The organism is Kitasatospora sp. NBC_00240 (genome assembly GCF_026342405.1).
Classification (GTDB): Bacteria; Actinomycetota; Actinomycetes; order Streptomycetales; family Streptomycetaceae; genus Kitasatospora.
The window spans coordinates 187,967-211,853 of record NZ_JAPEMU010000004.1; the positions used below are offsets into that span (position 1 = coordinate 187,967).

Below are 23,887 nucleotides of genomic sequence, written 5' to 3' on the forward strand. Positions count from 1 at the left end.
TACGGCTGCCGGGTGGAGCCGGACGGGCGGGCCGCCGCGGGCGGCGGGCCCGGGGTGTCCCGGCCGGGCCGGTTCCCGCCGCGTGTCACGGCGGGAACCTTCGGCCGGGCTCTACCGGGAGTCGCGTTCGGCCGCCTCGGCGACGCGTTTGACGTCCGCCAGCCGGTGGTCCCAGTCGGCGGCCAGCGCGGACATCCACCGCGCCGTGGTGTCCAGCGCCGCGGGCCGCACCGCGTACCGCACCTCGCGTCCGACCCGGTTGCCGGCGACCAGTCCGGCCGCGTCCAGGACGGCGAGGTGCTTGACCACCGCCTGGCGCGAGACGGGCAGCCGTTCGGCCAGCGTCGTCGCGGTGACCTGGCCCTGGGCGGCGAGCAGGTCGAGCAGCTGACGTCGTGTCGGATCGGCCAGCGCCGCGAGGACGCTGTCGACCGCCGCGACGGAGCCGGGGCGTTCCTCCGTCACACGGACGTTTCCTCGACGCGCTTCTTGAAGGCACCCAGCACCTGCGGCCAGCCGCCGGCGTTGTCGTTCAGCGCCTTCTCGCGCACCTCCTCGGAGGCGGCCAGCTGCCCGAAGCCGCTCTCGACGACGCGCAGGCGGGTGTGGCCGCCCTCGGGGATCAGCGTGAACTCCACCAGGGTGCTGTTGTTCTCGCTCAGCTCCTCGCCGGGGAACGCGCTGGCCCAGCGGTAGGCCACGTACGTCGGCGGCTGGACCTTCTCCACCCGCACCGGGAACGAGCCGTACTCGGCGTTCTTCGCCACCATCGACTCGCCCTCCTTGGCGACGGTGCCGGCCAGGCTCGCCTCGTCGGCCACCCAGAAGCCCGGCTGGGCCACCAGCGACCAGACCCGCTCCAGGGGGGCCTCGATGAGGGTTTCGCGTTCGATCAGTTCCGCGCTCATAAGGGGACTCCTTCGCTACGGCCATTGAATGCACCCTTATGGTTGCACGTCCCTCCTCCATCCGCAACCAAAGAGTTGCACCCCGATCGGGTGAAACCCCAGCCCCGGGCCCCCGCTCCGGGCCCCCGCTCCGGGCCCCCGCTCCGGGCGCCGTCCCCCGCCGCCGCCACCGCCCTCACGCAGCCCTGTCCGGCACCCTCCGCCCCTGTTACGTGCCCCGCCCCGCGCCCCTGCCTCCCGCCCGACCGCCCGAAGCCGGGCAGCGGCGCGGGCAGCACGAAGCGGGGCGGGAGGGGGCGGGGCCCGTCCGCCCTACGGCGCGCCCCGCCCCCTCCCGCCCGCCCGGCCCGCCCCGGCCGCCTCCGGCGCCCGCACCGTCGCCCCGACGGACGGATCCCGGACCCGATCCCGGACCGGATCCCGGACGCCCGGACCCCCGAACGTCCCTGTACGGCGGGCGTGTTGTGCCGGGCCGGACGGCCGCCGCGCGGGGCCCACCCCGGCCCGCCCGGCACCGGTCCCGACCCGGCACACGGCGAGTATGCGGGCCGCGGCGGGCCCGGCGACTACCTCCGGATTGCCCCCCTCCGGTGCGGGCCGGACGGCGCCGGTACACGCGGCGGAGGCAGAAAAGGAGAGCACGATGGAAGAGGTGGCCGGACGTCAGAGCCACTGATGATGGCTCATGGTCACGGTGTGACAAGGCGGTTCACCCGCGGCCGTCCCGGGACAGATCCCCGGGGCACCGAATCGGAGCACGGCTCGGCAGACATGTCCCGGCCGCCAGGAAAGAGGAATGGGAACAGTGACCACGAACACGCCCGAGGAGGGCACGCCGGCAACGGGCGCGGCCGTCCCCACCGACGCCGAGCTCGCGCAGTCGCTGGCCGGGAACTTCCGCAGCGACCACATCACCGTGGAGGGCCTGCGCCTGCACTACGTCGCCGGCGGGGAGGGCAGGCCGCTGGTGCTGCTGCCCGGCTGGCCGCAGACCTGGTGGGAGTTCCGCAAGGTGATGCCCGCGCTCGCCGAGGCCGGCCGCCGGGTGATCGTGCTGGACCTGCCCGGCATGGGCGGCTCGGACAAGCCCGCCGGCGGATACGACAAGAAGACGATGGCCGGCGTCGTCCACGGGTTCATCCGCGCCCTGGGCTACGACCAGGTCGACATCGCCGGCCACGACGTGGGCTCGCAGGTCGCCTTCAGCTTCGCGGCCAACCACCCGCAGGCCGTCCGCAAGGTCGCGCTGCTGGACGTGCTGCACCCCGACGCCTCGCTCTACCAGATCCCGATGCTCCCGGCGCCGGGCATGCCCTTCCACCCGTGGTGGTTCGCCTTCAACTCGGTCGCCGGCCTGCCCGAGCAACTGCTCGCCGGACGCGCCCGCCACCTGGTGGACTGGGTCTTCGACGGGTTCCTGCTGGACCGCGGCGCCGTCGACGAGCAGGCCCGCGCCGTCTACACCCGCGCCTACGACACCGCGGACGGGATCCGCGGCGGCAACGGCTGGTACCAGACGTTCGGCCAGGACATCGTGGACCTCGGCACCTACGGCAAGATCGCCGCCCCGGTGCTCGGCCTGGTCTCCAACCTCGCCGACGGCCTCTTCGCCGCCCAGATGCAGGCCACCCTGCCCACCCAGGCCGGCGACGTGCGGGTCGTCGTGGTCCCCGACGCGGGCCACTACTTCGTCGAAGAGGCCCCGCAGGCCGTGATCGACGAGTTCAACACGTTCTTCGCCTGACCCGCCCGTCCCCGCCCCGGCCCCTCGCACCGGACCGACCCGCCCACCGCCACCGGCGGCAACGGCGGTGACGGCAACGGCCACCGGCAGCCGGCAACGGCACGACCGCGGCGGCGCGGTGCGGGACACCCCGGACCGGACGCCCCGCACCGGAGCGCGCACCGCGCCCGCCCGCGCCCGCCCGAACACCCCGTACCGACCCCGTACCGACCCCGGCCACGAGCGGCCGCCGACGCGGCATGCCCGCGTCCGCTCCCGGCCGGGCGGCCGCACCGGGCGGCGGGCGGGCGCCCCCGGTGCCCGGGCGGCGCGGCCCGGGTGCCGGCGCGGTGGCGGGGGGCGTGATCAGCGGATTCCGACAGATCCAGTTGTTCCGGCTAAATCCAGTAGATCCAGCCAAGGAGAAGGCATGTCCACTTTCGCCGTCCCGTCCCGGGACGACCTGCTGCGGCGGGTGTCGGAGACAGCGCCCGTGCTGCGCTCCCACGCCGCGTGGTCGGCGGAGAACCGCCGGCTGCACGAGGAGACGGTCGAGGCCCTGAGCGGGGCCGGCCTGTTCCGGATGCGGATCCCGCTGCGCTACGGCGGGTACGAGGCCGACGCGCGGACCATGGTCGACGTGGTCACCGAGGTCGCCCGCGCCGACGGGTCCGCCGGCTGGGTGCTGGCCAGCTCCCTGATCGCCGGCTGGGGCCTGGGCCTGTTCCCCGACGAGGTCCAGGACGAGGTGTTCGCCGACCCCGACGTGCGGGTCTGCGCCACCATCGGACCGGGCACCGCGACGGCCGTCCCCGTCCCCGGCGGCATCCTGGTCAACGGCTCCTGGCCGTTCATCAGCGGCGCCCTGAGCAGCCAGTGGCAGCAGAGCGCGGCGATCTTCCTCGACCCGGCCGGGCAGCCCTACCCCGTGATGGCGCCCGTCCCGATGGCGGAGCTGGAGATCGTCGACGACTGGCACACCAGCGGCCTGCGCGGCACCGGCAGCGTCACCACCACCGCCAAGGACGTGTTCATCCCCCAGGAGCGCGTCCTGCCCGCGCCCGCCGTCCTCGGCGGCCAGTCCGTCTCCAAGCTCAACGCCGACACCCCGATGTACCGCGCCCCGTTCATCGTGGTCGGCGCCGCCACCACCGTCGGCGTCGCGGTCGGCCTGGCCCACGCCGTCCAGGACGCCTTCTTCGAGCGGCTGCCCGGACGCAAGATCGCCTACACCGAGTACCCCAGCCAGAGCGAGGCCCCGGTCACCCACCTGCGGGTCGCCGAAGCCGCCATGAAGATCGACGAGGCCCAGTTCCACGCCCAGCGCCTGGCCGCCCTCGTCGACGCCAAGTGCGCCTCCGGCGACAGCTGGGAGATGACCGAACGCGCCCGCAGCCGCGCCGACGAGGGCGCAGCCGCCCGCCTCACCCTGGAGGCCGCGCAGATCCTGGCCGGCTCCAGCGGCGGCTCCTCCGCCTACACCAAGGTCCCGTTGCAGCGCATGGTCGGCGACCTCCAGACCTTCAACCTGCACGCCATGATGAACCCCGACGTCAACGCCGAGACCTACGGCCGCGTCCTGTGCGGGCTGGAGCCCAACACCTACTACATCTGAGCACCGGCCGGCCGGGCCCGGCGTCCGGGCACCGCACCTCGTAATTCCGGTGCCGGTGACCGGAGTTCGGGACCCGGGCCGGGGGCGGTGGCCGGCTTTCGACGGTGGCCGGGGCGGTGGCGGTGCCCGGCCACCGCCACCGCCGGACCGCGCCCCCGGCCGCCCCGGCCCCGCCTGCCCCGGCCCCGGCCGCCGGCCGGCGGCCGGCGGCCGGCGGGCGTCGCCCCGATCCGTCGTCCCGGCCGCCCGCACGGCCGCCCGCACGACGGGCCGCCCGCCGGCACCCCAATGACCACAAGTCCCAACCCACGAAAAGGAACCGAGACATGCCCACCCTTGGAATCATCGGCAGCGGAAGCATGGGTACGGCCATCGCGAGGCTCGCGGTCGCCGCGGACGTCAAGGTCGCGATCGCCAACTCCCGCGGCCCCGAGACCCTCACCGCGCTCGTCAGCGAGCTCGGCCCGCTGGCCGGCGCCGGCACCGTCGAGCAGATCGCCCAGGACGCCGACCTCATCGTGCTGGCCGTGCCGATCCTCGCCTACCGCAGCGTCCCGGCCGCGCCGCTGCGCGGCCACACCGTGCTCGACACCAGCAACTACTACCCGATCCGCGACGGCCGGATCCCCGAGCTGGACTCCGAGAAGCTGACCACCAGCGAACTGGTGCAGCAGCACCTGGAGGGCGCGCACCTGGTGAAGGCGTTCGGCAACATCCTCGCCCACCACATCACCCAGCTCGCCCGCCCCAGCGGCGCCCCCGATCGCACCGCCCTGCCCATCGCCGGCGACCACGCCGCGGCCAACACCGCCGCCGCGGCCCTCGTCGACCGGATCGGCTTCGACACCCTCGACACCGGCCCGCTCGCCGACAGCTGGCGCTTCGAGCCCGAGACCACCGCCTACACCTGGCTCTACATGGCCGACCAGAACACCGCCTTCGAGGACCGCTTCGAGGCCCCCGGCGCGCCCTTCCCGATCGCCTCGCTGCGCACCGCCCTGCTGGACGTCAAGCGCGTGCGGGTCGCCGAACGCACCTTCTGACCCCGCACCACCACGCACCACCGCGCACCACCGCGCACCGACACCGACCTCCCCGTCAGGGTGGGTGCGCGGCGCACCGGCGGGGCGGCGGCGGGGCAGCGGGGCGGCGGGCCACGAACGGGTGAACGCGGCGCACCCGCACCTGTCCAAGGCCGCGCCGCGCCCGTTCCCCGTCCCGCAGCACCCCGGCCGCCGGGTCCCGGCCGGCCGGGACCGAAGGACCGTACCGGGCAGGGTGGTTGGTCCACCCGGCCCGGACGTCCGCCGGCCCCGGCCGCGGGCCACGGCGCGGACCCGTCCCGCTCCGTGCGGCGCTCCCGCGGTCCGCGTGCCGCGGTGGTGCGCCCGCCGGGCGCATGACATATTGCTGGGCACACAACCGAGCCAGGTCCCGGGGGGACACACCGATGAGCGACACCGACCAGCAGCAGACCCACACCGGCGGCTGCCTCTGCGGGGGGATCAGGTTCACCGCCACCGGCGCGCCCTTCTACCCCCATGTGTGCAGCTGCGACCACTGCAAGAAGCTCTCCGGCGGCCCGATGATGACCTGGGTGGGGTTCCCCCTGAAGGGCTTCAGCTGGGACGGCGAGGGCGGCGAACCCACCTGGTACGCGGAGTTCCCCGGTGCCGGACGCGGGTTCTGCCCCACCTGCGGAAGCCGGCTGTGCGCACTGGACGACGGCTCGGACGCGGTCTTCGTCACCCTGATGAGCCTCGACCGGCACGCCCTCGTGCCGGAGAACCAGCACTTTCGCGACGACGCCGTCAGCTGGCTCCCCCAGGTGCCGCACAAGGACCCCGCCCCCACCCCCTGAGCCGGGCGCCGCGGCGGGGGCGCAGCCGACGGGGGCGGTGCCCGGTCAGGGGATCAGCAGCAGCTTGCCGATCGAGCGGCGCTCCTCGAGGTCGGCGTGCGCGGTGGCGGCCTGCGCCAGCGGGTAGGTGGCGCCGATCGGGACGGTCACGCCGTCCGTGTGCACCCAGGAGAACACCTCCTGGGCGCGGGTGAGCAGTTCCTCGCGGGTGGTGATGAAGTCGGGCAGGGTGGGGCGGATCAGCCGGATCGAGCCCCGCGCGCCCGGCCCCATGTCCAGCGGGGGGACCACGCCGCTGGGCTGTCCGTAGAGTGCCAGGGTGCCGCCGATGCGCAGGGACGCCACGCTGCCGTCGAAGGTGGCGACCCCGACACCGTCGTAGACCACGTCCACGCCGCGGCCCTGGGTCAGCCGGGCCACCTCCGCGACGAAGTCGACCTCGGTGTAGCGGATGACCTCCTGCGCGCCCGCCTTGCGGACCGCCTCCTCCTTGGCCGCGTTGGAGACCGTGCCGATCACGCGGGCGCCCAGCAGTCGCAGCACCTGGGTCAGCAGGAGGCCCACGCCGCCGGCGGCGGCGTGCACCAGGGCCGTCTCGCCCGCGCGCACCGGGTGGCTGTCCCGGGTCAGGTAGTGGACGGCGAGGCCCTGCAGGAACACCCCGGCGGCCTGCTCGGCGCTCAGTCCGGCGGGCACCGCCACGACGCGTTCGGCGGGTGCCACGACGTGCTGCGCGTAGGCGCCCGGTGCCGACACCTCCATCGTGACGACCAGGTCCCCCACCGCGACGCCGTCGACACCGGCGCCCAGGGCGGCCACCACTCCCGCACACTCCAGTCCGGGCACGAACGGAACGGGTCGTGGATAAAGTCCGCTCCGCTCGTAGAGATCGTGGTAATTCACGCCGATCGCCGCCACGTCGATCAGTACCTCGCCCGGGCCGGGAGTCGGGACGTCCCGGTCTGTCGACACCAAAGCCCCAGGACCGCCGGTCCCGTTCACCACAACAGCACGCATCTTCTTTTTCCCTCCGAAGGTCGTGACTCGAATGTATGCAGCGCCCCGGACCATCACTTCTTCCGAATTGCCCCCCACCGTCCCGGTGTTACGCCTTCGTGCGGGAAATCGGATCCCTCACCCCGTCCGGCGCTTCCACCAGACAAGCCCCACCGCTCCCACGGATGTGCCCCGCGCGCCCGCCGGCGGGCACGGACGGCGGGACGGACGGCGGGCGCGGACAGCGGGCGCTTCGGTGACGGGCGCTCAGGCGCCGGGCGCTCAGGCGCCGTACGCTCAGGCGCCGTACGCTCAGGCGCCGTACGCTCAGGCGCCGTACGCTCAGGCGCCGTACGCTCAGGCGCCGTACGCTCAGGCGCCGTACGCTCAGGCGCCGTACGCTCAGGCGCCGTACGCTCAGGCGCCGTACGCTCAGGCGCCGTACGCTCAGGCGCCGTACGCTCAGGCGCCGTACGCTCAGGCGCCGTACGCTCAGGCGCCGTACGCGAGGCGCCGGCGCCGCCCCGGGTGCCGGCACCGGCATCCCGGCGTGTGCGGGGGCGCCCGGCGCGGAACCCGCCTTCGGGAGGATGGGACGGGACGACCGGTCAGCGGGGGCGCAGCCCGTCGAGGACGACCTCGAGGATCCGCTCCCGGGCCGCCGGGTCCGCTGCGAGCTGTTCCATCGCCTTGGTCGTGCCGGTCAGCAGGGCGATCAGTTCGGGCAGGCCCAGGTCGGGGCGGACCGCTGCGGCCCGTTGTGCCCCGGCCAGCAGTTCGGTCAGCTGTTCCTTGATCACCGTGCTCGACTCCCGCAGGGCGGAGTGCGCGTCCATGCCGGCCGCGGCGAGTGCCCGGGTGAACTCGTCCTTGCCCGCGGACTGTTCGACCACCAGGCGGAAGCAGTCGAAGAAGGCGTCGGCGGGCCGGGATTCGGCGGCCAGCCGTGTGGTGCGGGCCGCCAGTGTCTCCAGCCTGCTCACCATCACCGCCTCCAGCAGGGCCTCTTTGGTCGGGAAGTGCCGGAAGAGCGTGCCGACCCCGACCCCGGCGGCCCGGGCGATCTCCTCGGTGGTGACGGCGACGCCCCGGGTGGTGAACTCCTGGGTGGCGATGTCCAGCAGTCTGGCCCGGTTGCGGGCCGCGTCCGCGCGCAGCGGGCGTTGTCGGTCGCCGGTCATGCCTGTCTTCCCTTCACGGTCGGCGGCCGGAGGGCCGCCCTGGACAACCGGATTCGCCGGTCCGTATCGTTCTTACCGGAGTCGCCAGTCCGGTTCTGGTGACGATCCTGCCGGAGGTTGATCATGTCCGAAACGCTGTCGTCGCGCGAGGTCTTCCTGGAGCTGCTCGCGGGCATCACCGCGGGACGGTTCGCCGAACTGGCCGAACTCTATGCCGAGGACGCGGTGGTGGAGACCGTCTTCCAGCCGGTGGGGCCGCGCCGGCTGGAGGGGCGGGCCGTGCTGCGGGCGCGGTTCGCGGAGGTCGCCGCGCACTCGCCGCTGGATCTGACCGCGAGGAACGTGGTGGTCCGGGAGACCGACGACCCGGAGGTGGTCGTCGCCGAGTGGGACTACCAGGTGCACCACCGGGAGAGCGGGCGGGCCTTCGAGGCCGCAAACATCCAGGTGCTGCGGGTGCGCGACGGCCTGATCGTCCACAGCCGGGACTACCACGACCACCTGGCCCTCGCGACGGCCGGCGGCAACCTGCCGCAGCTGGTGGCGGCACTGGAGGGCGAGTAGCGCGAAATAAGGGGCCCCGGGGACCGGCTGCGGGAGCCGGGAGCCGGGGGCCGGGTCGGCGGCGTGCCCGGGCCGCCGCGGGCGCTCAGAGGGGCCGGACCCGGGCCCGCAGAAGGCAGAATTCGTTGCCCTCCGGGTCGGCCAGGACGTGCCAGCTCTCGGTGCCGCTCTGCCCGACGTCGACGGGCCGCGCACCGAGGGCGAGCAGCCGCTCCAACTCCGCGTCCTGGTCCCGGTCGGTGGCGCTGACGTCGATGTGCAGCCGGAGCTTGCCGGTGCGCGGGTCGCCGCCGGGGCTGAGGACCAGGGTGGGCTGCGGGCCGCCGAACCCGGCGTCGGGCGGCCCGATCTCGATGCTCCCGTCGTCCTCCCGGCCGAGTTCCCGGTACCCGAGGACCTCGCTCCAGAACGCGGCGAGCCGCTCGGCGTCGACGCAGTCGATGACCAGCTCACTGATGCGGCATGCCATGCCCGCCAGTGTACGCAAGCCCCCGGAGGCGGCTGACGGGTCGTCCGCCGCCCGGCCGGGCCCCGGATCTCGACACCGGAGCCGGCCGGACGTGCGACGGGGCCGGCGTCGGCTCGCTACGGTGGAAGGGTGCCGTCTGCCGCTCGGGAGGTCCGATGAAGTTCCCGCGGCCGGTGAAGTTCCCGCGGCCGGTGGAGCTGCGCACCTCCCGCCTGGTGCTGCGGGCCTGGCGGCCCGCCGACGCGCAGCCGTTCGCCGAACTGAACGCCGACCCCGAGGTCATGGCGCACCTTCCGGCGCCCCTGGACCGGGCGGCCAGTGATGCCCTGGCCGACCGGGCCGCCGCCGCGCTCCGGCGGGAAGGCTGGGGGTGGTGGGCGGTGGAACTGGCCTCCACCGGCGCCTTCATCGGCTTCACCGGCCTGTCGCGGACGACGTTCGAGGCGGCCTTCACCCCGGCGGTGGAGGTCGGCTGGCGGCTCGCCAGGCCGGCCTGGGGGCACGGGTACGCCACCGAGGCGGCCACCGCGGCCGTCGGCTTCGGCTTCGAGGCGCTGGACCTGGCGGAGATCGTCTCCTTCACCGCGGTCGGCAACCTGCGCTCGCGTGCCGTCATGGAGCGCCTGGGCATGACGCACGACCCGGGCGAGGACTTCGACCATCCGCGACTGCCGGCCGGGCACCCCCTGCGCCGGCACGTGCTCCACCGACTCACCCGCCCGGCGGCCGGCCCGCGCCCTCCCGGGCACTGACCGCGTGGCGCGCACGACCCGGCACGCGGCGCGACGGCCCGGAACGGCCGTACGCGGCGGTGGGACGGCCCGCCGCCCCGGCCGGTGGTCGGGGCGGCGGGCCGTCGGTGGTCAGGAGGGCTGCGCCGGTCCGGCGGCGGTGATCACCGCGAAGGTGCCGCCCTGGGGGTCGGCGAGGACCGCCATCCGCCCGGCCGGCATGTCGAACGCCGGGGCCATGACGCTGCCGCCGGCCCGGACGGCGGCGTCCTGGACGCTGTCGACGTCGTCGACGCTGAAGTACGACAGCCAGTGCGGCGGCACCCCGGGCGGCAGGGCGGAGAGGTTCATCATCCCGGCGACCGCGCGGTCGGCGACCTTGAACTCCGTGTACCCCTCGGCGCCCGGCATCTGTGTCGGGGCCGTGGTGATCGGCAGCACGGCCGTGTAGAACGTGGCGGCGGCGTCGGTGTCGCCGGTGTTCAGCTCGTTCCAGGTCAGCGCGCCGTGCTCGTTGACGATGCCCGCGCCGTCGAAGGTCCCCGGCTGCCAGAGGCCGACGACGGCGCCGGTCGGGTCGGCGACGACCGCCATCCGTCCGAGGTCCATGACGTCCATCGGGCCCATCATGACGGTGCCGCCGGCGTCGGTGACCGTCTTGGCGGTGGCGTCGAGGCCGTCGGTGGACAGGTAGGTGGTCCACACCGTCGGCGGCATCGGGTCGGGGGTGGAGCCGTCGGGGTTGGAGGCGCGCATGATCCCGGCCACCGGCTTGCCCTTGAGGGTGCAGACCGAGTAGCCGCCGGTCTCCGGCGGGCCGATCTCCCCCTGCCAGCCGAACAGATCGCGGTAGAAGTCGAGGGCGGCCTGCTGGTCGGGGACCATCAGGTCGATCCAACAGGGGGTACCGGGCTTGTAGGGGCCGTTCATGTCGGGCACGGATGCCTCCGAGGCGATCGCTTACCGATGAGGGACGGGCGGTTGCCTCCATACCCGACCAGCGCGGGCCGAATCGGGCCATCTGGCTGATTCTGGCCCCGGTGCGGCCGGTGCGGCCCGACCACGGGCGGGAGCCGCCGGGGCGGGAACGGCCGTGGGAGACCCGCGTTCGGCTCTCCCGGTCGCGCACGACCGGGGCCGGGGGCGGCCGAACGGGCGAGCGCCGTGGCCGGGCGGACGTCCTGCCCGGCGGTGCGGGGAAGAGCCCCCGCGGTGCGGCGGAGGGCGCCGCGGGTGCCTGCGAGCCGGCCCGGGCCGATGGTGTGTCGCAGCGCCCGCGACGGTCGGCCCGGCGGCGAGGATGGGCCGCAGCGACGAAGGAGGCTGCGGTGCGGGCGAGGAATCTGCGGAGATACGAGGAGCGCGCCGCGGACCGGATGATCTTCTTCTCCGACGCCGTGGTGGCGATCGCCATCACCCTGCTGGCCCTCGAACTGCCGGTACCCGAGGGTCCGACGGTCCCGGCGTTGCGGACCGCGGTCCGCGAGAACCTCGACCACTACCTGGCCTTCCTGATCAGCTTCGCCGTGATCGCCGGCGCCTGGGGCCAGCACAACCGGATCTTCCGCTACACCGAACGCACCGACGCCAGGCTGCGTACGCTCAACGCGTGCTGGCTGCTGACGATCGTGCTCAACCCGTTCGCGACCAAACTCCTCACCACGGAGGGGGACGACACCGACACCGTGGGCCTGCGGTTCGGCTTCTACGCGCTGCTGCAGTTCCTGGCGCTCGCAGCGGTGATCGCCATGGAGCGCCGGATGACCTCGCGCCGGCTGCGCGACCCGGAGGTCCCCGCCGAACTGGTCTCGGCCGGGGAGCCGGTGCTGTACGGGATGCTGCTGGGCTTCGGGCTGTCCGTCCCGGTGTTCTTCCTGACGCCCTACGGCTGGGTCCTGTGGATCGTGCTCCCGCAGGCCGCCGGGCGGCTGTTCCGGAGCCGACCGCACCCGTCGGCCGGCGGCTGACCGGCGATCGCGCCGGTCGGCCCGTCAGGACAGCGAGCGGGTACGGGCGGTGCGGCGGGGCCGCCCCGCCCACCCGAATCCTGCGCCATCCGTCCTCGGCCCACGGCCCGGTGCCGGGGACGACCAGGTCGGGGCGCAAGCGGTCCGTCGGGAACTGCTCGGCCCGCCGGTCGCCCGCCCGGTGGTCCTCGGCCAGGTGCCGGTCGAGCGCGGCCGGCAAGGCGGTCGTGGTGAGCAGCAGCAACGGGTAGCCGTCGACCCTCCACCGGGCGGGCCCCGGCGGCGCGGATGCGGTCCGGGACGGTCCGCGCGGCTTCGGGTGACGGCCCGCACGGAAGCCCGGGCCGACGAGCACGTCGCGTTCACCTCACCGCGGCTGCCGGCCGGCTTCGAGGCCGAGGGCCGGCACCGCCCGGCCCCGGAGTTCGTCGAGGGAAGCCCGGTCGACCTCGCACCGGGCGCCTGCTGCCCGCCCGGATCGCCGCCGAGGAGCCGGTGACCGTGATCCTCCCCGGCGAGCTGCCGGTCCACGCCTTCGGCCGACCCGCCCGGGGGATCCGACGCGCGCCTGCCAAGGGCGCTTCGTGTACAACGGTAGCGTCGAGCGAGGCGGACGGAGAGGCACGTATGCGGACACGGGTACGGGGTGCGGTCGGGGTGGCCCTGATGCTGGCGGCGGTACTGACCGGCTGCGGCACGGCGGACCAGCCACCGACAACGACCAGTACGACGGACGGCGGTGGCGGCAGCGGTGGGACGGCACCGGGGGCGAACGAGTTCTCGCAGTTGCCGACACCCAACGTGAGGACCAACCCGGGCAATCCCGGGGGCGGCGGCAACCCGTCCGTCGGGGTGGGCTGCCCGCCCGTCCCCTCCCCGTCCACCGGGACCGAGCCGCCCTGTCCCTCGCCCGACCCGAGCGACGAGCCCGGCACCGGGGGGAGCAGCGAGCCGGGCGTAGGGGAGAGCAGCGAGCCGCCACCGCCCGGCACGTGACCGAGGCCCCCACCCGGCCGACGGCGGACACCGACTCGGCGACGCCCGTCGGCCTGATCAAGTCGGTGGTCGCGCAGGCCTCCTTCCTCGCGGCGCTGATGTTCTACGCCGGCGTGCTCTACGACAGCGCGTACTTCGGCTACTTCCACCTCTCGTCGCTGTCGATCGGTTTCACCTTCGCCGAACTGGTGGTCCAGAGCCTGCGGCTGATGGCCGTTCCGCTGCTCGCCCTGCTCGCGGTCGGCCTGCTGCTCATGCAGGTGCCGGACCTGGTGCGGCGACTGCCCGGCCGTTTGGCGACCATCGACGTCGGAGCCTTCGCGGCGACGGCCCGCTGCCACGCGCTGGTGCTACTGGCCGGCGTACTCATGCTGCTGTTCTGGCGGCCGCTGCAACTCCACGGCTGGGGCTGGGTCGCCCCGGTCACCATCGCGGCCGGTCTGCTGCTCGGACAGACCAGGGCGGCCAACGGCGGGCGGAGGCCGCACGGGCTGTTCCGCCACGCCGTCCCCATTTTGGCCGCCGGTGTCTTCCTGCTCTGGGCGGTCGCCCTGATCGCCGCGCTGACCGGCCACAGCGACGCCGAGGCCGACGCCCGGCGTATCGAGGATCGCCCCGCCGTGGTGGTGTTCAGCTCCAAGAGCCTCAAGCTCAGCCCGCACCCCGAACTTCACGAGCAGTGCCTGGCGGCCGAGTCCGACACCCTCTACCGCTGCCGCTACGTCGGCCTGCGCCTGCTGATCACCCGCGGCGGCCGCTACTACCTGTTCCCGGTCGGCTGGCGCCACGACACCGATCCGGTCTACGTCCTCCAGGAGGGCGGGGGCCTGCGCGTCGAACTCCTCCCCGGCACCCGCTAGCGGGCACCGGACCGATCCCTCACGGCGAGCCGGGCGGCCGGCACCTGGGCGTAGCGGTGGACCGGGCGGCGAGTCAGCGCGCCGCCGGCCCAGCCCCGCCCGCCGCCACCCGCCGCCGGACGGCGCCGGGACTGCGGCGGACGGCGCCGGACGGCGGCGGGACAGCGGCGGACGGCGGCGGGACAGCGGCGGACGGCGGCGGACGGCGGCGGGACAGCGGCGGGTGGCCGACGGCGGGCGGGGTGTCGGCGCAGGGCCCGTCCGGTCAGCCGGCGGGCGCGGGGATCGGGTTGTCCGGCGCGAAGCGGGCGGCGATCTGCGCGGCGATCAGCTCGGCCGTGTTGACGTCCGGCGAGTCGGGGCCCTTGGTGGTGGAGACGGCGATGGCCAGGTGCTCGCACGGCAGGTAGGCCTGGATCGCCGCGTACCCGGAGAAGGACGGGTTCTGGAGGATCCAGCCGTTCTCCACCAGGACGGTGAAGCCGAAGTGCAGCGCCTCGGTGTTGTGGAGGCAGACCGTCGGCGGGCAGATGTCGGTCGGCCCGCCGAGGCCGACCGTGCCCGGGTCGAGCTGGGTGCGGAAGCCCTCCGGCGAGAGCAGTTCACCGGTGCCGATGGCCTGCGCCGAGCGGGCCAGGTCGCAGATGTCGGTGGTGATCACGGCGCCCCGCGCGGTCGTCCACGACGGGTTCCAGAAGGTGGACTCCTCGTAGATGCCGCGGTCCGAGGTGAAGGCGTGCAGCACCGGGGCCGGGATCTCGGGGGTGAAGTTGTTCCGCGTGTTGCGCAGCCCGAGCGGGCCCGTCACGCGCTGCTCCAGCAGCTCGTCCAGCGGGGTGCCGGTGATCTTCTCCAGGGCCTCGCCGAGCAGCACGAAGTTGGCGTGCGAGTAGCTCCAGTTGGTGCCCGGCTCGTACCAGAGCGGGTGGCTGTAGGGGTAGGCGAGCACGTCGTCGTCGGTCCAGTGGCGGAACGGGTGGGCCTCCAGCTCGGCGAGGAAGGCCGGGTCGGTGACGTAGTCGTGCAGGCCCGAGGTGCTGGAGCCGAGCATCCGCAGCGTGATCCGGTCGGCGTGCGGCACGTCCGGCAGCCAGCGCGAGATCGGCTCGTCGAGGCCCACCACGTGCTCGTCCACCAGCTGCAGCAGCACCGTGCCCATGTACGCGATGCCCACCGAACCGGCCCGGAAGTGCATGTCCGGCTCGGCCGGCACGCCCGTCATGGACTCGCCGAGCGCGGTGGTGATCAGGTCGTGGCCGTCGACGGTGACCTTGAGGAGCACCGAGTTGAGGCCGTACTGCTCCTTGCTCTGCCGGGCGATGTCGAGCACCGCCGCGGCCGGCCCGGAGGAGGGCTCCGGGGAGCGGACGCAGGCGTGCCCGCCGTGGGCGGAGCCGGTCAGGGCGAGGGCGCCCGCGGTGCTCGGCAGGGACGTGGCGATCATGATGGCGGCGGCGAGAGCCAAGGCCGCTCTGGTGCGTGTCATTCCGCACTATCTACGGACGGATGCAACGAAACCGGGCAGGACACTCGGCGCGGTCCTCCATCCGGCTGACACCCGCCGCACCACCGCCCGCACCCGGGCGGGGCCCACCCGCCGCGAGGCCCACCCGCCGCGAGGCCTTGACCGCCTACGACGCGGGACGGCGACGCGGGACGGCGACGCGGGGCGGCGGAGGTCGGTGCCGCGGTCCGCCGGGCGGTGACGACCCCTCGGGCGGTGACGACCCCTCGGGCGGGAGCGGCCCTTCGGGCGGGAGCGGTCCTTCGGGCGGGAGCGGACGGGGTCGGGCCCGGGTGGGGCCGGGCCTGGGTGGGGTCGGGAAAGGGTGGGGTCGGGAAAGGGTGGGGTCGGGAAAGGGTGGGGTCGGCGAATTCTTGACAGCAAGGCAAGGCTTGCCTAACTTAACCTCTCATGTCTTGGAACTTCTCCGGCCCGGCGGGTCCGCCCCCGGCCGCGCACGAGCCCGCCGGTGCCACCGAGCCCCCCGCCCCGGGGCAGGGGCGCCGTGCCGGGTCCTCGCGCCCCGGCGCGGACCGGCGTCGGCCGCTCCCGCGGGTGCCGGCCGGCCGCGTGGGTGGCGGCGAACTGCCCGGCGGGAGGCGCTGACATGCTCCCCATCGATCCGCAGGCGGACATCGGCCGGCGCGCCTGGGCGCCCTGCCCGACCTGCCGCACGCACGAGACCTGCGACTCCTGCCGTGACGGGCGGAACTGCGCGGACCACTGGCGCTACCTGCTCTCCAACACCGGCAGCCTCCTGCACCTCCAGTGCCCCGGCTGCACCGACGTCTGGGACCACGAGACGGGCTTCGGGGCCACCCGATCCGGCCTCGGCCGGCTCCTGCGACGGGCCCTCGGGCCCGGGTAGCACCCGGACGTCCGCCCGCCCCGGGCCGGCCCGGGGCGCCGTGCCACCGCGCCGAGGAGCAGGCGGCGGCGCACCACCGCCGGGGGCCTCGACCCGGGTCGCCCGCGAGAAGCCCACCCCGGCCCCCGCCCCCTGCCGGAGACCGCAGCGCGGTCTCCGGTGCCGTGGGTTCGGCTGCCGTGGACTCGGCTGCCGCCGGCTCAAAGGCTGCGAGCGGTGATGTCGCCGTGGGCGGTGGTCGCGTGGACGGTCAGCTCGGCGGCGCCGCCGGTGTTCCGGAACGCGTTGTGGATCCGGCCGTAGGAGGTGCCGGCGTCCAGGGCGGCGCCGACCCCGCGGGCGGCGCCGATCGTGATGTCACCGGCCAGGGTGCGCAGTTCGACGGTGCCGCGGACCGCCTCGGTGATCGTGATGTGGCCCTGCTGGGTGCTGATCCGCGCGGGGCCGCCGAGGCGGCCGACGGTGATGTCGCCGGCCTGGAGGGTGAGGTGGGCGCCGGCGGTCTCGTCGAGCTTGACGGTGCCCTGCGCGCCCTCGAAGGTGACCTCGCCGAGGCGCCCCACGCCCCGCAGTTCGGCGGCGGCGGCCTTGGCCTCGACCCGGGAGCCGGCCGGCAGCCGGACGGTCACCTCCACCGACCCGGAGTTGCCGAGGATCCGGTTCTTCGCCGGCACGGCCCCGATCCGCAGCACGCCGTCCGCGTACTCGACGGTGATTCGCTCCGCCGCCTTCACGTCCCGCCCCTTCGAGGCGTCCGCCGCCAGGACCTCCACCGTGCTGTCCGCCCGGTCCGCGGCGATGAACCGGATCCGCCCGGCCGGGATGTCGAGGACGGTGGTGATCGAGGTGGGGGTGTCGAACTTCAGCATCGCCGTCTCCTTCGTCGGTGGCGGGCGCTCCGTCGGCCCGCTGTTTCCGATGAGGGAAAAGCTACGTTGCGTTCATAGATCTGGCAACGCATTCGTTGCGCACAGCGCCTTTCACTGCAGGCCGAGGACACTATTTCATTGCAATGGCCTCAAGGGTAACGCAACAAACCCGATCAAGACGTTGCAATGGAATGAGCGTGAACGCTATAGTCGGGGACACCACGGACGACGAAGGAGACCGCGATGCCGGGAGGCAGGCTCACCCAGCAGGAACGTCAGCAGATCGCGCTGGGACTGGCCGACGGCCTCGCCTACGCCGAGATCGCCAGACGCCTCGACCGCCCCACCTCGACGATCACGCGCGAGGTGATGCGCAACGGCGGCCCCACCGGCTACCGCGCCGACCTCGCCCACCGGGCCACCGAGCACCGCGCCCACCGGCGCAGGCAGGCAGCCCCCCGGGGGTCGGAGGCGCTCCCGCAGGCCCACGGGCGCGACGCCGAGGCCGTGCGCCAGTACGAGGAGGTCTTCACGACCGTCATGATGCAGTCGGGCATGCCCCAGATGACGGCCCGGGTGATGACCGGCCTCCTGCTCTCCGACACGGGCAGCCTCACCTCGGCCGAACTCACCCAGCGTCTCCAGGTCAGCCCGGCGTCCGTCTCCAAGTCGATCACGTTCCTCGAAGGCCAGGGCATGGCCCGCCGGGAACGCGACGAACGCCGCCGTGAGCGCTACATCGTCGACAACGACATCTGGTACCAGTCGATGATGGCCAGCGCCCGCTCCACCGCCCAGATCGTCGAGACCGCACGGCAGGGCGTCAGCGTCTTCGGCTCCGACACCCCCGCCGGCGCCCGCCTCGAAAACGTCGCCCGCTTCCTCGACTTCGTCTCCGAGAGCATCGCCCGCGCCGCGGAACAGGCCCGCGAGATCCTCCACGCGATGCCGACGACCACGGACGGCGCCGCCCCGCCGGATCCGGACGGCGCACGGACGGCCGTCCCGGACGAGGACTGACACCACGCGCCGGTCCGGGCCGCCGGCCGCCACCGGGAAGGACGGTCGCCCCCCGACCGGGCCCCGAGCGGCAGGCCCGGCACACCGGTCGGACCGGCTCGGAGCGTCGGGGGGCGGGGCGTCCGGGCGGCATCCACACCGGCGGCCACTCCCCCACCCGGTTCGTCCCCCACCGCACCGGGGCAACGGCGCCCGGGCGCAGGTCCGGCCGGCGCATCCAGGCGGCCCGCCGCTGGGCGGCCGGGTCCGGGTCGAGGACCAGGTACAGTCGCGGCCCGGCCAGGCCGGGCAGCACACCGGGGTCGTGGCGCTGCAGGCGGTACCCGTACAGGCCCGCCGCCCGGAGCTGCTGCGCCAGCTCGGCGCCCCGGCAGAAACTCCTGACCGTGACCTCGGCGCTCCTGCCGTCCAGCCGGTGGACCAGCGCGGAATGGTCCATCACCTCGCCCACCGCCCCCGGCGGCCTGCTCCGCCCGCTCCGACCGCTCCGACCGCTCCGCCCAGGAGCGGGCCGGGGCATCGCGGGGCTCGCACCGCCCGGTCCGGCGACGGCGCAGCGGGGCGCCGCGCGCCCGGGAGGGTCTGCCCCTCCCGGGCCGCGGGCCGCCGCGGATCCGGGTCAGGGCCAGGGTCAGGGTCCTGCGGTTGACCGGTCCGGTGCCGGGACGTCCCCTGCGTCACCATGCCCCCCCGGCAAGGTCGTACGGGCACCGGCCGCACCCTGGCGCGGCCATCGCCTCGTCGTCATGAGCTACGGACGTCCGCGGAGGGCGGCCGGTTGCGGCCGTGCTCCCCTGACCCGGGGCCGTACGGACCGGGGTCCGGGACCGTACGGACCGGGGTCCGGGACCGTGCGCACCGGGGTCCGGGACCGGCGCCGGCGTCGCCCGCGGCCGCCCGGTGCACCACGTCCGGGTCGTTGCGCCACCGGGTGTGGTGCTGCGCGTCCTCGGGGCGCAGCGGGCGCAGTCCTACCAGCGTTCCATCGATGATCATCACGAAGTGGTGGGCGGCGCTCCTGCGGTCGGGGTCGGGGCTACTGCTTCCCGGTGGGCGTCAGGGGGCGCTTGTAGTACCGCCAGGGGAACCAGCCGGCGCCGACGGGGATCCAGCCCTCCGCCTCCATGCGGCGGTGGCGGCCGAGGGCCGCGAGGGTGACGCGGCAGTGCTCCCAGGGGTGTTCGGAGGCTTCGACCTCGTGGTACCAGGCTCCGTAGCCGACCAGGTGCCAGCCGTCGCGGCCGGCCTCCGTGAGGGCGGCCATCTCGTTGAAGGCGGTGAGCGGGGTCAGGATGCGGCGTTCGGGGTCGTGGGGGCCGGTGGTGGCCGGGTGGGGCGGGGCGGCGTTCGCGCCCTTGTCGGTGAAGCGTTGCTGGGCGGCCTGGCGGCTGACTCCCAGGACGCGTCCGACGGTGTCCCAGCTGTGGCCGGCGGCCCGGGCGCCCTGGACCGCCTCGCGGAGCAGTCGGCTGCTCTCCTCGGCGCCGACGCGGGTGGCGTCCACCAGGCGCAGGTAGCCGGCGGGGTCGTGTTCGAGGGAGTCGGCCAGGCCTTCGGGGGCGGCGAGGACGGTGGCGGCGATGCCTTCCCGGATCCGGGTGATCTCCTCGGGGCCGAGCAGTGGTTCGTCGTTCATCGCGTGGTGCTCCCGGGGGTGGTGGGGCGCAGGGGTTCGAGGCGGTCGAGGGTCTCCTGGTCGCGTCGGGCCTGGTCGCGTCGGGCCCGGTCGGTGGCGCGCGTGCCGGTGGCGCCGGTCGTGGTCCCGGCCTTGCGGCGGGCGACCAGGGTGCCGGCGGCGGCGATGAACGCGAGGTCCGCGCCGATCAGGGCGATCGATGCCGGTGTGCCGAGCCGGTCGGCGAACAGGCCGGTGAGGGCCGGCAGGATCACCGTCAGCGGGACGAGGGCCGGCAGGGCGGGGGCAGGCACGGGGTGGGGCGTCGTCGACGGCGTCAGGATCGGCATGTGTCAAGGAAACCTTGACACCCTCACCCTTGTCAAGACTTCCTTGACAAGGGTGGGTCGGCGGGGCGGGGCCGCCCCTCGCGGGGAGCACCGGTCCGACCGGGCGGGCCGTCCGGGCAGGCTGACGGGCCGTCCGGACGTACTGACGTACTGACGTACTGACGGAGCGTCCGTCCGCCCGGGTCCGGCCCGGCGCCCCGGGAAGGACGGGGGCCGGCGGGGCGACGGCGAAGGCGGGGCGACGGTTCCTCCGGCACCGCCGCAGACGCGCGCGGCGGATCGGTGACCCACCGTCGGCGGCCCGGCCCACCGGCCCGTCCAAAGCGGCCCGGGGAGAGTCGGGAACGCCCGCTCGGGGCCCGTCCGCAGGCCGGAGGTAACGATCCGGCCACGCACCGGGACGGGACAGCGGCCCGGCCCTCTTGGATGGGCGTAACACCTCGACCCGTCCAAGCCGCCAGTCACAGGGACCCCCATGCCGCGCCGTCCGTCGCCCTCGCCACACCACCCCGGTGCCCCGGCTCCGGAACCCGCACCGGCCTCCGCACCAGCACCGCCGTCCGGACCGACACCGCCGGCCGGCCCGCAGGCGCAGCGGCCGGCCGGTGCCGAGGCGCCGGAGAGCGACGAGCGGCTCACCGCGCGGGTGCGGGCCGGGGAGGAGGGCGTCGTCGCCGAGCTGTACGAGCGTCATCACGGTGCGGCCACCGCCTACGCCCGTACGCTGACGCGCACCGCCGAGGGTGCCGAGGACCTGGCGAGCGAGGCTTTCGCCCTCACCCTCCAGGCCGTCCGCAGCGGCGCCGGCCCGGACCAGAGCTGGCGGCGCTACCTGCTCACCGTCGTCCGCAACACGGCCGTCGCCTGGAGCACGGCGCAGCGCCGGACCCTGCTCACGGCCGACTTCGGCGACTGGGCGGACCGGCAGGACGAGACGCCGACCCCCGACGAATTGCTGGCCGCCGGCGCCGAGCACCGGTTGGTGGCGGCCGCGTTCGGGGAGCTGCCGGAGCGGTGGCGGACGGTGCTGTGGCACGCGGTGGTCGAGCAGCAGGCGCCCGAGCGGATCGCGCCGCTGCTCGGTCTGACGCCCAGTGGGGTGTCGTCGCTGGTTTCGCGGGCCCGGGAGGGGCTGCGCGAGGCGTACCTGAGCGCGCACGTGCGCCGGGCCGACGCCTCGCCGGAGTGCCGGGCCTACGCGGACCGGCTGGCGGCGCTGGTGCGGCGCCCCGAGCAGCGGCAGCCCCGGAGCCTGGTACGGCATCTCGACGGGTGCGAGCGGTGCCGGTCCTGCGTGGAGGAGATGCGGGACGTCAACCGGCGGCTGCGGGCGGTGGGCCTGGCCGCCTTCCTCCCGTGGGGCGGCGGGCACGACTACCTGGCGGCGGTGTCGGGGGGCGCCGTGCCGGCCGGTGCGGCGGCGGGCGCCGGCGCGCCGCCGGCGGGCCTCGGCGCGAAGGCCGTGGCCGGGAAGACGGTGGCTGGGAAGACGGTGGCCGGGGTGGCCGCGGTCGCGGTCGGCGCCGTCGTCGCGGCCGCCCTGGGGGCCTCGGCCTCCCACCCCCGCCCCGCGGCTGCGCCGGCCGGCGGCGGGCGGGCGGCGGCCGCGGCGGCGCCCGGCGCAGCGAGCGTGAGCCCCGTGGTCGCGCCGGCCCAGGCCGACCCCGTGCCCGCCGTGGCCCCGACGTCCTCGGGCGGCCCCACGCCCGCCGTGGCCCCGACGTCCTCGGGCGGCCCCGCGACCGGCCGGGCCACCGCGGGTGCGCGTGCCACCACCGGGGCGGCCTCCCGCGCGCCGGCGGCCAAGGGCGGCGGGCTGAGCGCGACCATCTCCGCGGGGACGACGCCGGCCCCGAGCCAGCCCGGTGACCAGGTGGTCGAGCTGCGGTTCGCGGCGCAGAAGTCCTGCGTGAGCGTGGAGGGCTACGAGAGCGTGGAGGGCTCCGCCCCCTACTTCGTCCCGTGCGAGTCGACGACGGACCAGCGCTGGTACCTGCGGCCGGGTCCGTCCGGCGGACGGCTGCGGGTGGTCAGCGCGGGCAACGGCGGGTGCCTGCGGCCCGGCAGCGGGTCCGGCCCGGCGGTGGAGGGCACCTGCGGCAGCGGCACCAAGGAGGAATGGCAGACGGTCTCCCTCGGGGGGAAGGACGTCGCCCTGCGACACGTCGACACGGGGCAGCTCCTGGGCGCCGCGCGGGACGGGAGCGACGACGACGTGCTCGTGCTCCACCCCGCGACCTGCGCCACCGACGCCACGTGCAAGGACCAGGTGACGTTCCTGCTCTGAGCCCGACACCCCTTCCCCGACCGCGAGGGGCCCGGCCCGGGGAGGGCCGACGCCGGAACCGCCCGGCCCGGGAACCGCCCGACCGCGAGGGGCCCGGCCCGGGGACCGCCCGACCGCGAGGGGCCCGGCCCGGGAACCGCCGACGCCGGAACCGCCCGGCCCGGGGACGGCCGGCGCCGGGCGGTCCCCGGGGGCTTCAGCGGTCCCCGGGTCGTTCAGCGGGCGGGGAACTCCCGGGCGGGGGCGTCCCCGTGGTGCCGGCGGAGGAGGGCGAGGGGGCGGGCGGCGCGCTGCTCGGGGAGGACGTCGGCTGCCGGCTGGACGGCGCCGCCGTCGGGACGGACGGGGCGCGCGGCGAGGGCGGCGCGTCGCGGACGACCGGCGGGAGCCCGGTGACCGCCGGCACCGGCCGCGGGCTCACGGACGTCGCGGCCGGGCCCCGGGAGGCGGGCGGCGAGGACGGCCGCGGGCTCACGGACGTCTCGGCGACGCCCGTGGGACCGGCGCTCTGCGCCGCGGGCGGCACCTCCACCTGACCGGGGGGATCGGAGTGGACCGCGCCGGTCGGCGAACCCGACACCGCGGCCGCCGCGGCGGGCGGAGAAGGCTCTGCGGGCCGCTGCGGGGCCGTCGGCCCGAAGCTGCGCCGGCCGTTTCCCCCGCCCTCGTGCCCCGGAGCCACCGCCAGTGCCACGACGGCGCCGGCCGCGGCCGACGCGGCGAGCACCCAGACCGTCGCGCGTCGCGGCAACCGCCACACGGCCGCCGGCGGGACCCTCAGCGGGGTCACCCTCTCCCGCACCGGCGACGCGAGCGGCGCCCGGACGACACCCAGGACGAGCGTGTCCTCCTCCGGCCCCTGCCCGCCCCCCGACCCCGTACCCGCGCCCGTGCCCGCGCCCGTGCCCGTGCCCGGTTCTGCTTCCCTGGCCGTCTCCGTCTCCGTGCCTGCGTCCGCGCCTGCGCCTGCGCCTGCGCCTGCGGGCGGGTCGGCCTGCGCGGCCGGCCCGGGAGGCAGCGCCGCGCCGCGCGCCGCCCCGGGCCGCAGGCCCGTCGCGCCCTCGGGCCCGACACAGAGCAGGCAGCCACCGCGCCCCGAAGGGGGCGGTGACGGCGCGTCCTCCCGCCGGCCCGCGGCCTCGCCCAGCGCCGTCGCCACCTGCCGGCACGCCTGATCGGCGATCCGGACCAACCGCGCGCGCACCTCGTCCACCTCGTCCTCGAAGCGGGAGCGGCCCGGGGCGCCGGACAGCCCGCCCGTACTCGCCCCCGGGCCCGGGTCCCCCCGCTGCGCCGCCGCCAGTGCGGCACGCAGCAGGGCCACCCGACAGTCCTCGGGAGCCGCCAGGACGGCCCGCAGGACCATCGCCTCCCGGCGGGTGCGGACGGTCGACGGCTCAAGCACCTGACCGCCCTCGGACGGACGGACGGCGACACCCGGGGGCGTACGGACGGCGACGCCGGCATCGGCGGGCGACCGTTCGCCCGGGCGACCGGGCGACC

The 23,887-nt window shown here is 75.4% G+C and carries 24 protein-coding genes; 14 read left to right on the plus strand and 10 right to left on the minus strand.

Features of this window, described 5'->3' with window-relative positions:
• Positions 1–111: 111 nt before the first annotated feature.
• Positions 112–465 carry a helix-turn-helix transcriptional regulator gene (locus OG689_RS43860; protein WP_073925854.1) on the minus strand — a complete coding sequence of 118 codons (354 nt, stop codon included), beginning with the start codon at positions 463–465 and terminating at the stop codon, positions 112–114.
• Positions 462–908, minus strand: coding sequence for an SRPBCC domain-containing protein (locus OG689_RS43865; protein WP_266316453.1), 447 nt, complete (start codon positions 906–908; stop codon positions 462–464). Before OG689_RS43865 ends, OG689_RS43860 begins: the two co-directional genes overlap by 4 nt.
• 805 nt (positions 909–1,713) lie before the next feature.
• Here OG689_RS43865 and OG689_RS43870 point away from each other — a divergent pair.
• From OG689_RS43870 to OG689_RS43885, 4 genes are all read left to right on the plus strand, one after another.
• Positions 1,714–2,652: an alpha/beta fold hydrolase gene (locus OG689_RS43870; RefSeq protein ID WP_266316455.1), complete on the plus strand. Its 939-nt coding sequence runs from the start codon at positions 1,714–1,716 to the stop codon at positions 2,650–2,652.
• 409 nt (positions 2,653–3,061) lie between these two features.
• Positions 3,062–4,246: an acyl-CoA dehydrogenase family protein gene (locus tag OG689_RS43875; protein WP_266316457.1), complete on the plus strand. Its 1,185-nt coding sequence runs from the start codon at positions 3,062–3,064 to the stop codon at positions 4,244–4,246.
• 122 nt (positions 4,247–4,368) lie between these two features.
• Entirely contained in the window at positions 4,369–5,289 is a 921-nt protein-coding gene (locus OG689_RS43880; RefSeq protein WP_266326758.1) for an NADPH-dependent F420 reductase, read from the plus strand.
• A gap of 407 nt (positions 5,290–5,696) precedes the next feature.
• Positions 5,697–6,107: a GFA family protein gene (locus tag OG689_RS43885; protein WP_266316459.1), complete on the plus strand. Its 411-nt coding sequence runs from the start codon at positions 5,697–5,699 to the stop codon at positions 6,105–6,107.
• A gap of 45 nt (positions 6,108–6,152) precedes the next feature.
• Here OG689_RS43885 and OG689_RS43890 read toward each other — a convergent pair whose 3' ends face one another.
• Both OG689_RS43890 and OG689_RS43895 read right to left on the minus strand, forming a co-directional pair.
• The gene (locus OG689_RS43890; RefSeq protein ID WP_266316461.1) at positions 6,153–7,079 is read right to left on the minus strand and encodes a quinone oxidoreductase; all 927 of its coding nucleotides are present in this window, start codon (positions 7,077–7,079) and stop codon (positions 6,153–6,155) included.
• Between the two features lie 632 nt (positions 7,080–7,711).
• Entirely contained in the window at positions 7,712–8,284 is a 573-nt protein-coding gene (locus tag OG689_RS43895; RefSeq protein WP_266316463.1) for a TetR/AcrR family transcriptional regulator, read from the minus strand.
• Between the two features lie 123 nt (positions 8,285–8,407).
• On the opposite strand from OG689_RS43895, the gene OG689_RS43900 reads away from it, so the two are divergent.
• Positions 8,408–8,848: a nuclear transport factor 2 family protein gene (locus OG689_RS43900; protein WP_266316465.1), complete on the plus strand. Its 441-nt coding sequence runs from the start codon at positions 8,408–8,410 to the stop codon at positions 8,846–8,848.
• Between the two features lie 85 nt (positions 8,849–8,933).
• Here the strand turns inward: OG689_RS43900 and OG689_RS43905 are convergent, their stop codons facing one another.
• The gene (locus tag OG689_RS43905) at positions 8,934–9,317 is read right to left on the minus strand and encodes a VOC family protein (protein ID WP_266316467.1); all 384 of its coding nucleotides are present in this window, start codon (positions 9,315–9,317) and stop codon (positions 8,934–8,936) included.
• A 155-nt stretch (positions 9,318–9,472) separates the two neighbouring features.
• Between OG689_RS43905 and OG689_RS43910 the strand changes: the two genes are divergently transcribed.
• The gene (locus OG689_RS43910) at positions 9,473–10,069 is read left to right on the plus strand and encodes a GNAT family N-acetyltransferase (RefSeq protein WP_266316469.1); all 597 of its coding nucleotides are present in this window, start codon (positions 9,473–9,475) and stop codon (positions 10,067–10,069) included.
• A 111-nt stretch (positions 10,070–10,180) separates the two neighbouring features.
• Here OG689_RS43910 and OG689_RS43915 read toward each other — a convergent pair whose 3' ends face one another.
• Positions 10,181–10,978, minus strand: coding sequence for a VOC family protein (locus OG689_RS43915; RefSeq protein ID WP_266326760.1), 798 nt, complete (start codon positions 10,976–10,978; stop codon positions 10,181–10,183).
• Between the two features lie 398 nt (positions 10,979–11,376).
• On the opposite strand from OG689_RS43915, the gene OG689_RS43920 reads away from it, so the two are divergent.
• From OG689_RS43920 to OG689_RS43935, 4 genes are all read left to right on the plus strand, one after another.
• Positions 11,377–12,015, plus strand: a complete 639-nt coding sequence (locus OG689_RS43920) for a TMEM175 family protein (protein ID WP_266316471.1) — start codon at positions 11,377–11,379, stop codon at positions 12,013–12,015.
• A 319-nt stretch (positions 12,016–12,334) separates the two neighbouring features.
• Positions 12,335–12,514 (plus strand): hypothetical protein, encoded by a 180-nt coding sequence (locus OG689_RS43925; RefSeq protein WP_266316472.1) that lies wholly within the window; start codon positions 12,335–12,337, stop codon positions 12,512–12,514.
• Between the two features lie 128 nt (positions 12,515–12,642).
• Positions 12,643–13,011: a hypothetical protein gene (locus OG689_RS43930; RefSeq protein ID WP_266316474.1), complete on the plus strand. Its 369-nt coding sequence runs from the start codon at positions 12,643–12,645 to the stop codon at positions 13,009–13,011.
• The gene (locus OG689_RS43935; RefSeq protein ID WP_266316476.1) at positions 13,008–13,871 is read left to right on the plus strand and encodes a hypothetical protein; all 864 of its coding nucleotides are present in this window, start codon (positions 13,008–13,010) and stop codon (positions 13,869–13,871) included. The genes OG689_RS43930 and OG689_RS43935 overlap by 4 nt, the downstream gene beginning before the upstream one ends.
• A 265-nt stretch (positions 13,872–14,136) precedes the next feature.
• Here OG689_RS43935 and OG689_RS43940 read toward each other — a convergent pair whose 3' ends face one another.
• A complete protein-coding gene (locus tag OG689_RS43940; RefSeq protein ID WP_266316477.1) occupies positions 14,137–15,357 on the minus strand; it encodes a serine hydrolase domain-containing protein in 1,221 nt (406 codons plus the stop codon).
• 625 nt (positions 15,358–15,982) lie between these two features.
• On the opposite strand from OG689_RS43940, the gene OG689_RS43945 reads away from it, so the two are divergent.
• On the plus strand, positions 15,983–16,243 hold the full coding sequence (locus OG689_RS43945; RefSeq protein ID WP_266316478.1) for a hypothetical protein: 261 nt from the start codon (positions 15,983–15,985) through the stop codon (positions 16,241–16,243).
• 200 nt (positions 16,244–16,443) lie between these two features.
• Here the strand turns inward: OG689_RS43945 and OG689_RS43950 are convergent, their stop codons facing one another.
• Positions 16,444–17,112, minus strand: coding sequence for a DUF4097 family beta strand repeat-containing protein (locus tag OG689_RS43950; protein ID WP_266316479.1), 669 nt, complete (start codon positions 17,110–17,112; stop codon positions 16,444–16,446).
• 243 nt (positions 17,113–17,355) lie between these two features.
• Between OG689_RS43950 and OG689_RS43955 the strand changes: the two genes are divergently transcribed.
• A complete protein-coding gene (locus OG689_RS43955) occupies positions 17,356–18,132 on the plus strand; it encodes a helix-turn-helix domain-containing protein (protein WP_266316481.1) in 777 nt (258 codons plus the stop codon).
• Positions 18,133–19,168: 1,036 nt separating this feature from the next.
• On the opposite strand, the gene OG689_RS43960 is transcribed toward OG689_RS43955, so the two are convergent.
• Together OG689_RS43960 and OG689_RS43965 are read right to left on the minus strand one after the other, a co-directional pair.
• The gene (locus OG689_RS43960; protein ID WP_266316483.1) at positions 19,169–19,768 is read right to left on the minus strand and encodes a hypothetical protein; all 600 of its coding nucleotides are present in this window, start codon (positions 19,766–19,768) and stop codon (positions 19,169–19,171) included.
• Positions 19,765–20,097 carry a hypothetical protein gene (locus OG689_RS43965; protein ID WP_266316485.1) on the minus strand — a complete coding sequence of 111 codons (333 nt, stop codon included), beginning with the start codon at positions 20,095–20,097 and terminating at the stop codon, positions 19,765–19,767. Before OG689_RS43965 ends, OG689_RS43960 begins: the two co-directional genes overlap by 4 nt.
• Positions 20,098–20,572: 475 nt before the next feature.
• Here OG689_RS43965 and OG689_RS43970 point away from each other — a divergent pair, with 475 nt between their 5' ends.
• Entirely contained in the window at positions 20,573–22,384 is a 1,812-nt protein-coding gene (locus tag OG689_RS43970; protein ID WP_266316486.1) for a sigma-70 family RNA polymerase sigma factor, read from the plus strand.
• 251 nt (positions 22,385–22,635) lie between these two features.
• The gene (locus tag OG689_RS43975; RefSeq protein ID WP_266316488.1) at positions 22,636–22,920 is read left to right on the plus strand and encodes a hypothetical protein; all 285 of its coding nucleotides are present in this window, start codon (positions 22,636–22,638) and stop codon (positions 22,918–22,920) included.
• Positions 22,921–23,887: the final 967 nt, after the last annotated feature.

What these genes read in the sequence shown, in the direction of transcription:
- OG689_RS43955 (WP_266316481.1), top strand. Translation starts at nt 17,356, where the DNA reads ATGCCGGGAGGCAGGCTCACCCAGCAGGAACGTCAGCAGATCGCGCTG.
- OG689_RS43940 (WP_266316477.1), bottom strand. Translation starts at nt 15,357, where the DNA reads ATGACACGCACCAGAGCGGCCTTGGCTCTCGCCGCCGCCATCATGATC.
- OG689_RS43960 (WP_266316483.1), bottom strand. Translation starts at nt 19,768, where the DNA reads ATGAACGACGAACCACTGCTCGGCCCCGAGGAGATCACCCGGATCCGG.
- OG689_RS43905 (WP_266316467.1), bottom strand. Translation starts at nt 9,317, where the DNA reads ATGGCATGCCGCATCAGTGAGCTGGTCATCGACTGCGTCGACGCCGAG.
- OG689_RS43885 (WP_266316459.1), top strand. Translation starts at nt 5,697, where the DNA reads ATGAGCGACACCGACCAGCAGCAGACCCACACCGGCGGCTGCCTCTGC.
- OG689_RS43945 (WP_266316478.1), top strand. Translation starts at nt 15,983, where the DNA reads ATGCTCCCCATCGATCCGCAGGCGGACATCGGCCGGCGCGCCTGGGCG.
- OG689_RS43950 (WP_266316479.1), bottom strand. Translation starts at nt 17,112, where the DNA reads ATGCTGAAGTTCGACACCCCCACCTCGATCACCACCGTCCTCGACATC.
- OG689_RS43900 (WP_266316465.1), top strand. Translation starts at nt 8,408, where the DNA reads ATGTCCGAAACGCTGTCGTCGCGCGAGGTCTTCCTGGAGCTGCTCGCG.
- OG689_RS43875 (WP_266316457.1), top strand. Translation starts at nt 3,062, where the DNA reads ATGTCCACTTTCGCCGTCCCGTCCCGGGACGACCTGCTGCGGCGGGTG.
- OG689_RS43895 (WP_266316463.1), bottom strand. Translation starts at nt 8,284, where the DNA reads ATGACCGGCGACCGACAACGCCCGCTGCGCGCGGACGCGGCCCGCAAC.
- OG689_RS43910 (WP_266316469.1), top strand. Translation starts at nt 9,473, where the DNA reads ATGAAGTTCCCGCGGCCGGTGAAGTTCCCGCGGCCGGTGGAGCTGCGC.
- OG689_RS43915 (WP_266326760.1), bottom strand. Translation starts at nt 10,978, where the DNA reads ATGAACGGCCCCTACAAGCCCGGTACCCCCTGTTGGATCGACCTGATG.
- OG689_RS43970 (WP_266316486.1), top strand. Translation starts at nt 20,573, where the DNA reads ATGCCGCGCCGTCCGTCGCCCTCGCCACACCACCCCGGTGCCCCGGCT.
- OG689_RS43965 (WP_266316485.1), bottom strand. Translation starts at nt 20,097, where the DNA reads ATGCCGATCCTGACGCCGTCGACGACGCCCCACCCCGTGCCTGCCCCC.
- OG689_RS43930 (WP_266316474.1), top strand. Translation starts at nt 12,643, where the DNA reads ATGCGGACACGGGTACGGGGTGCGGTCGGGGTGGCCCTGATGCTGGCG.
- OG689_RS43865 (WP_266316453.1), bottom strand. Translation starts at nt 908, where the DNA reads ATGAGCGCGGAACTGATCGAACGCGAAACCCTCATCGAGGCCCCCCTG.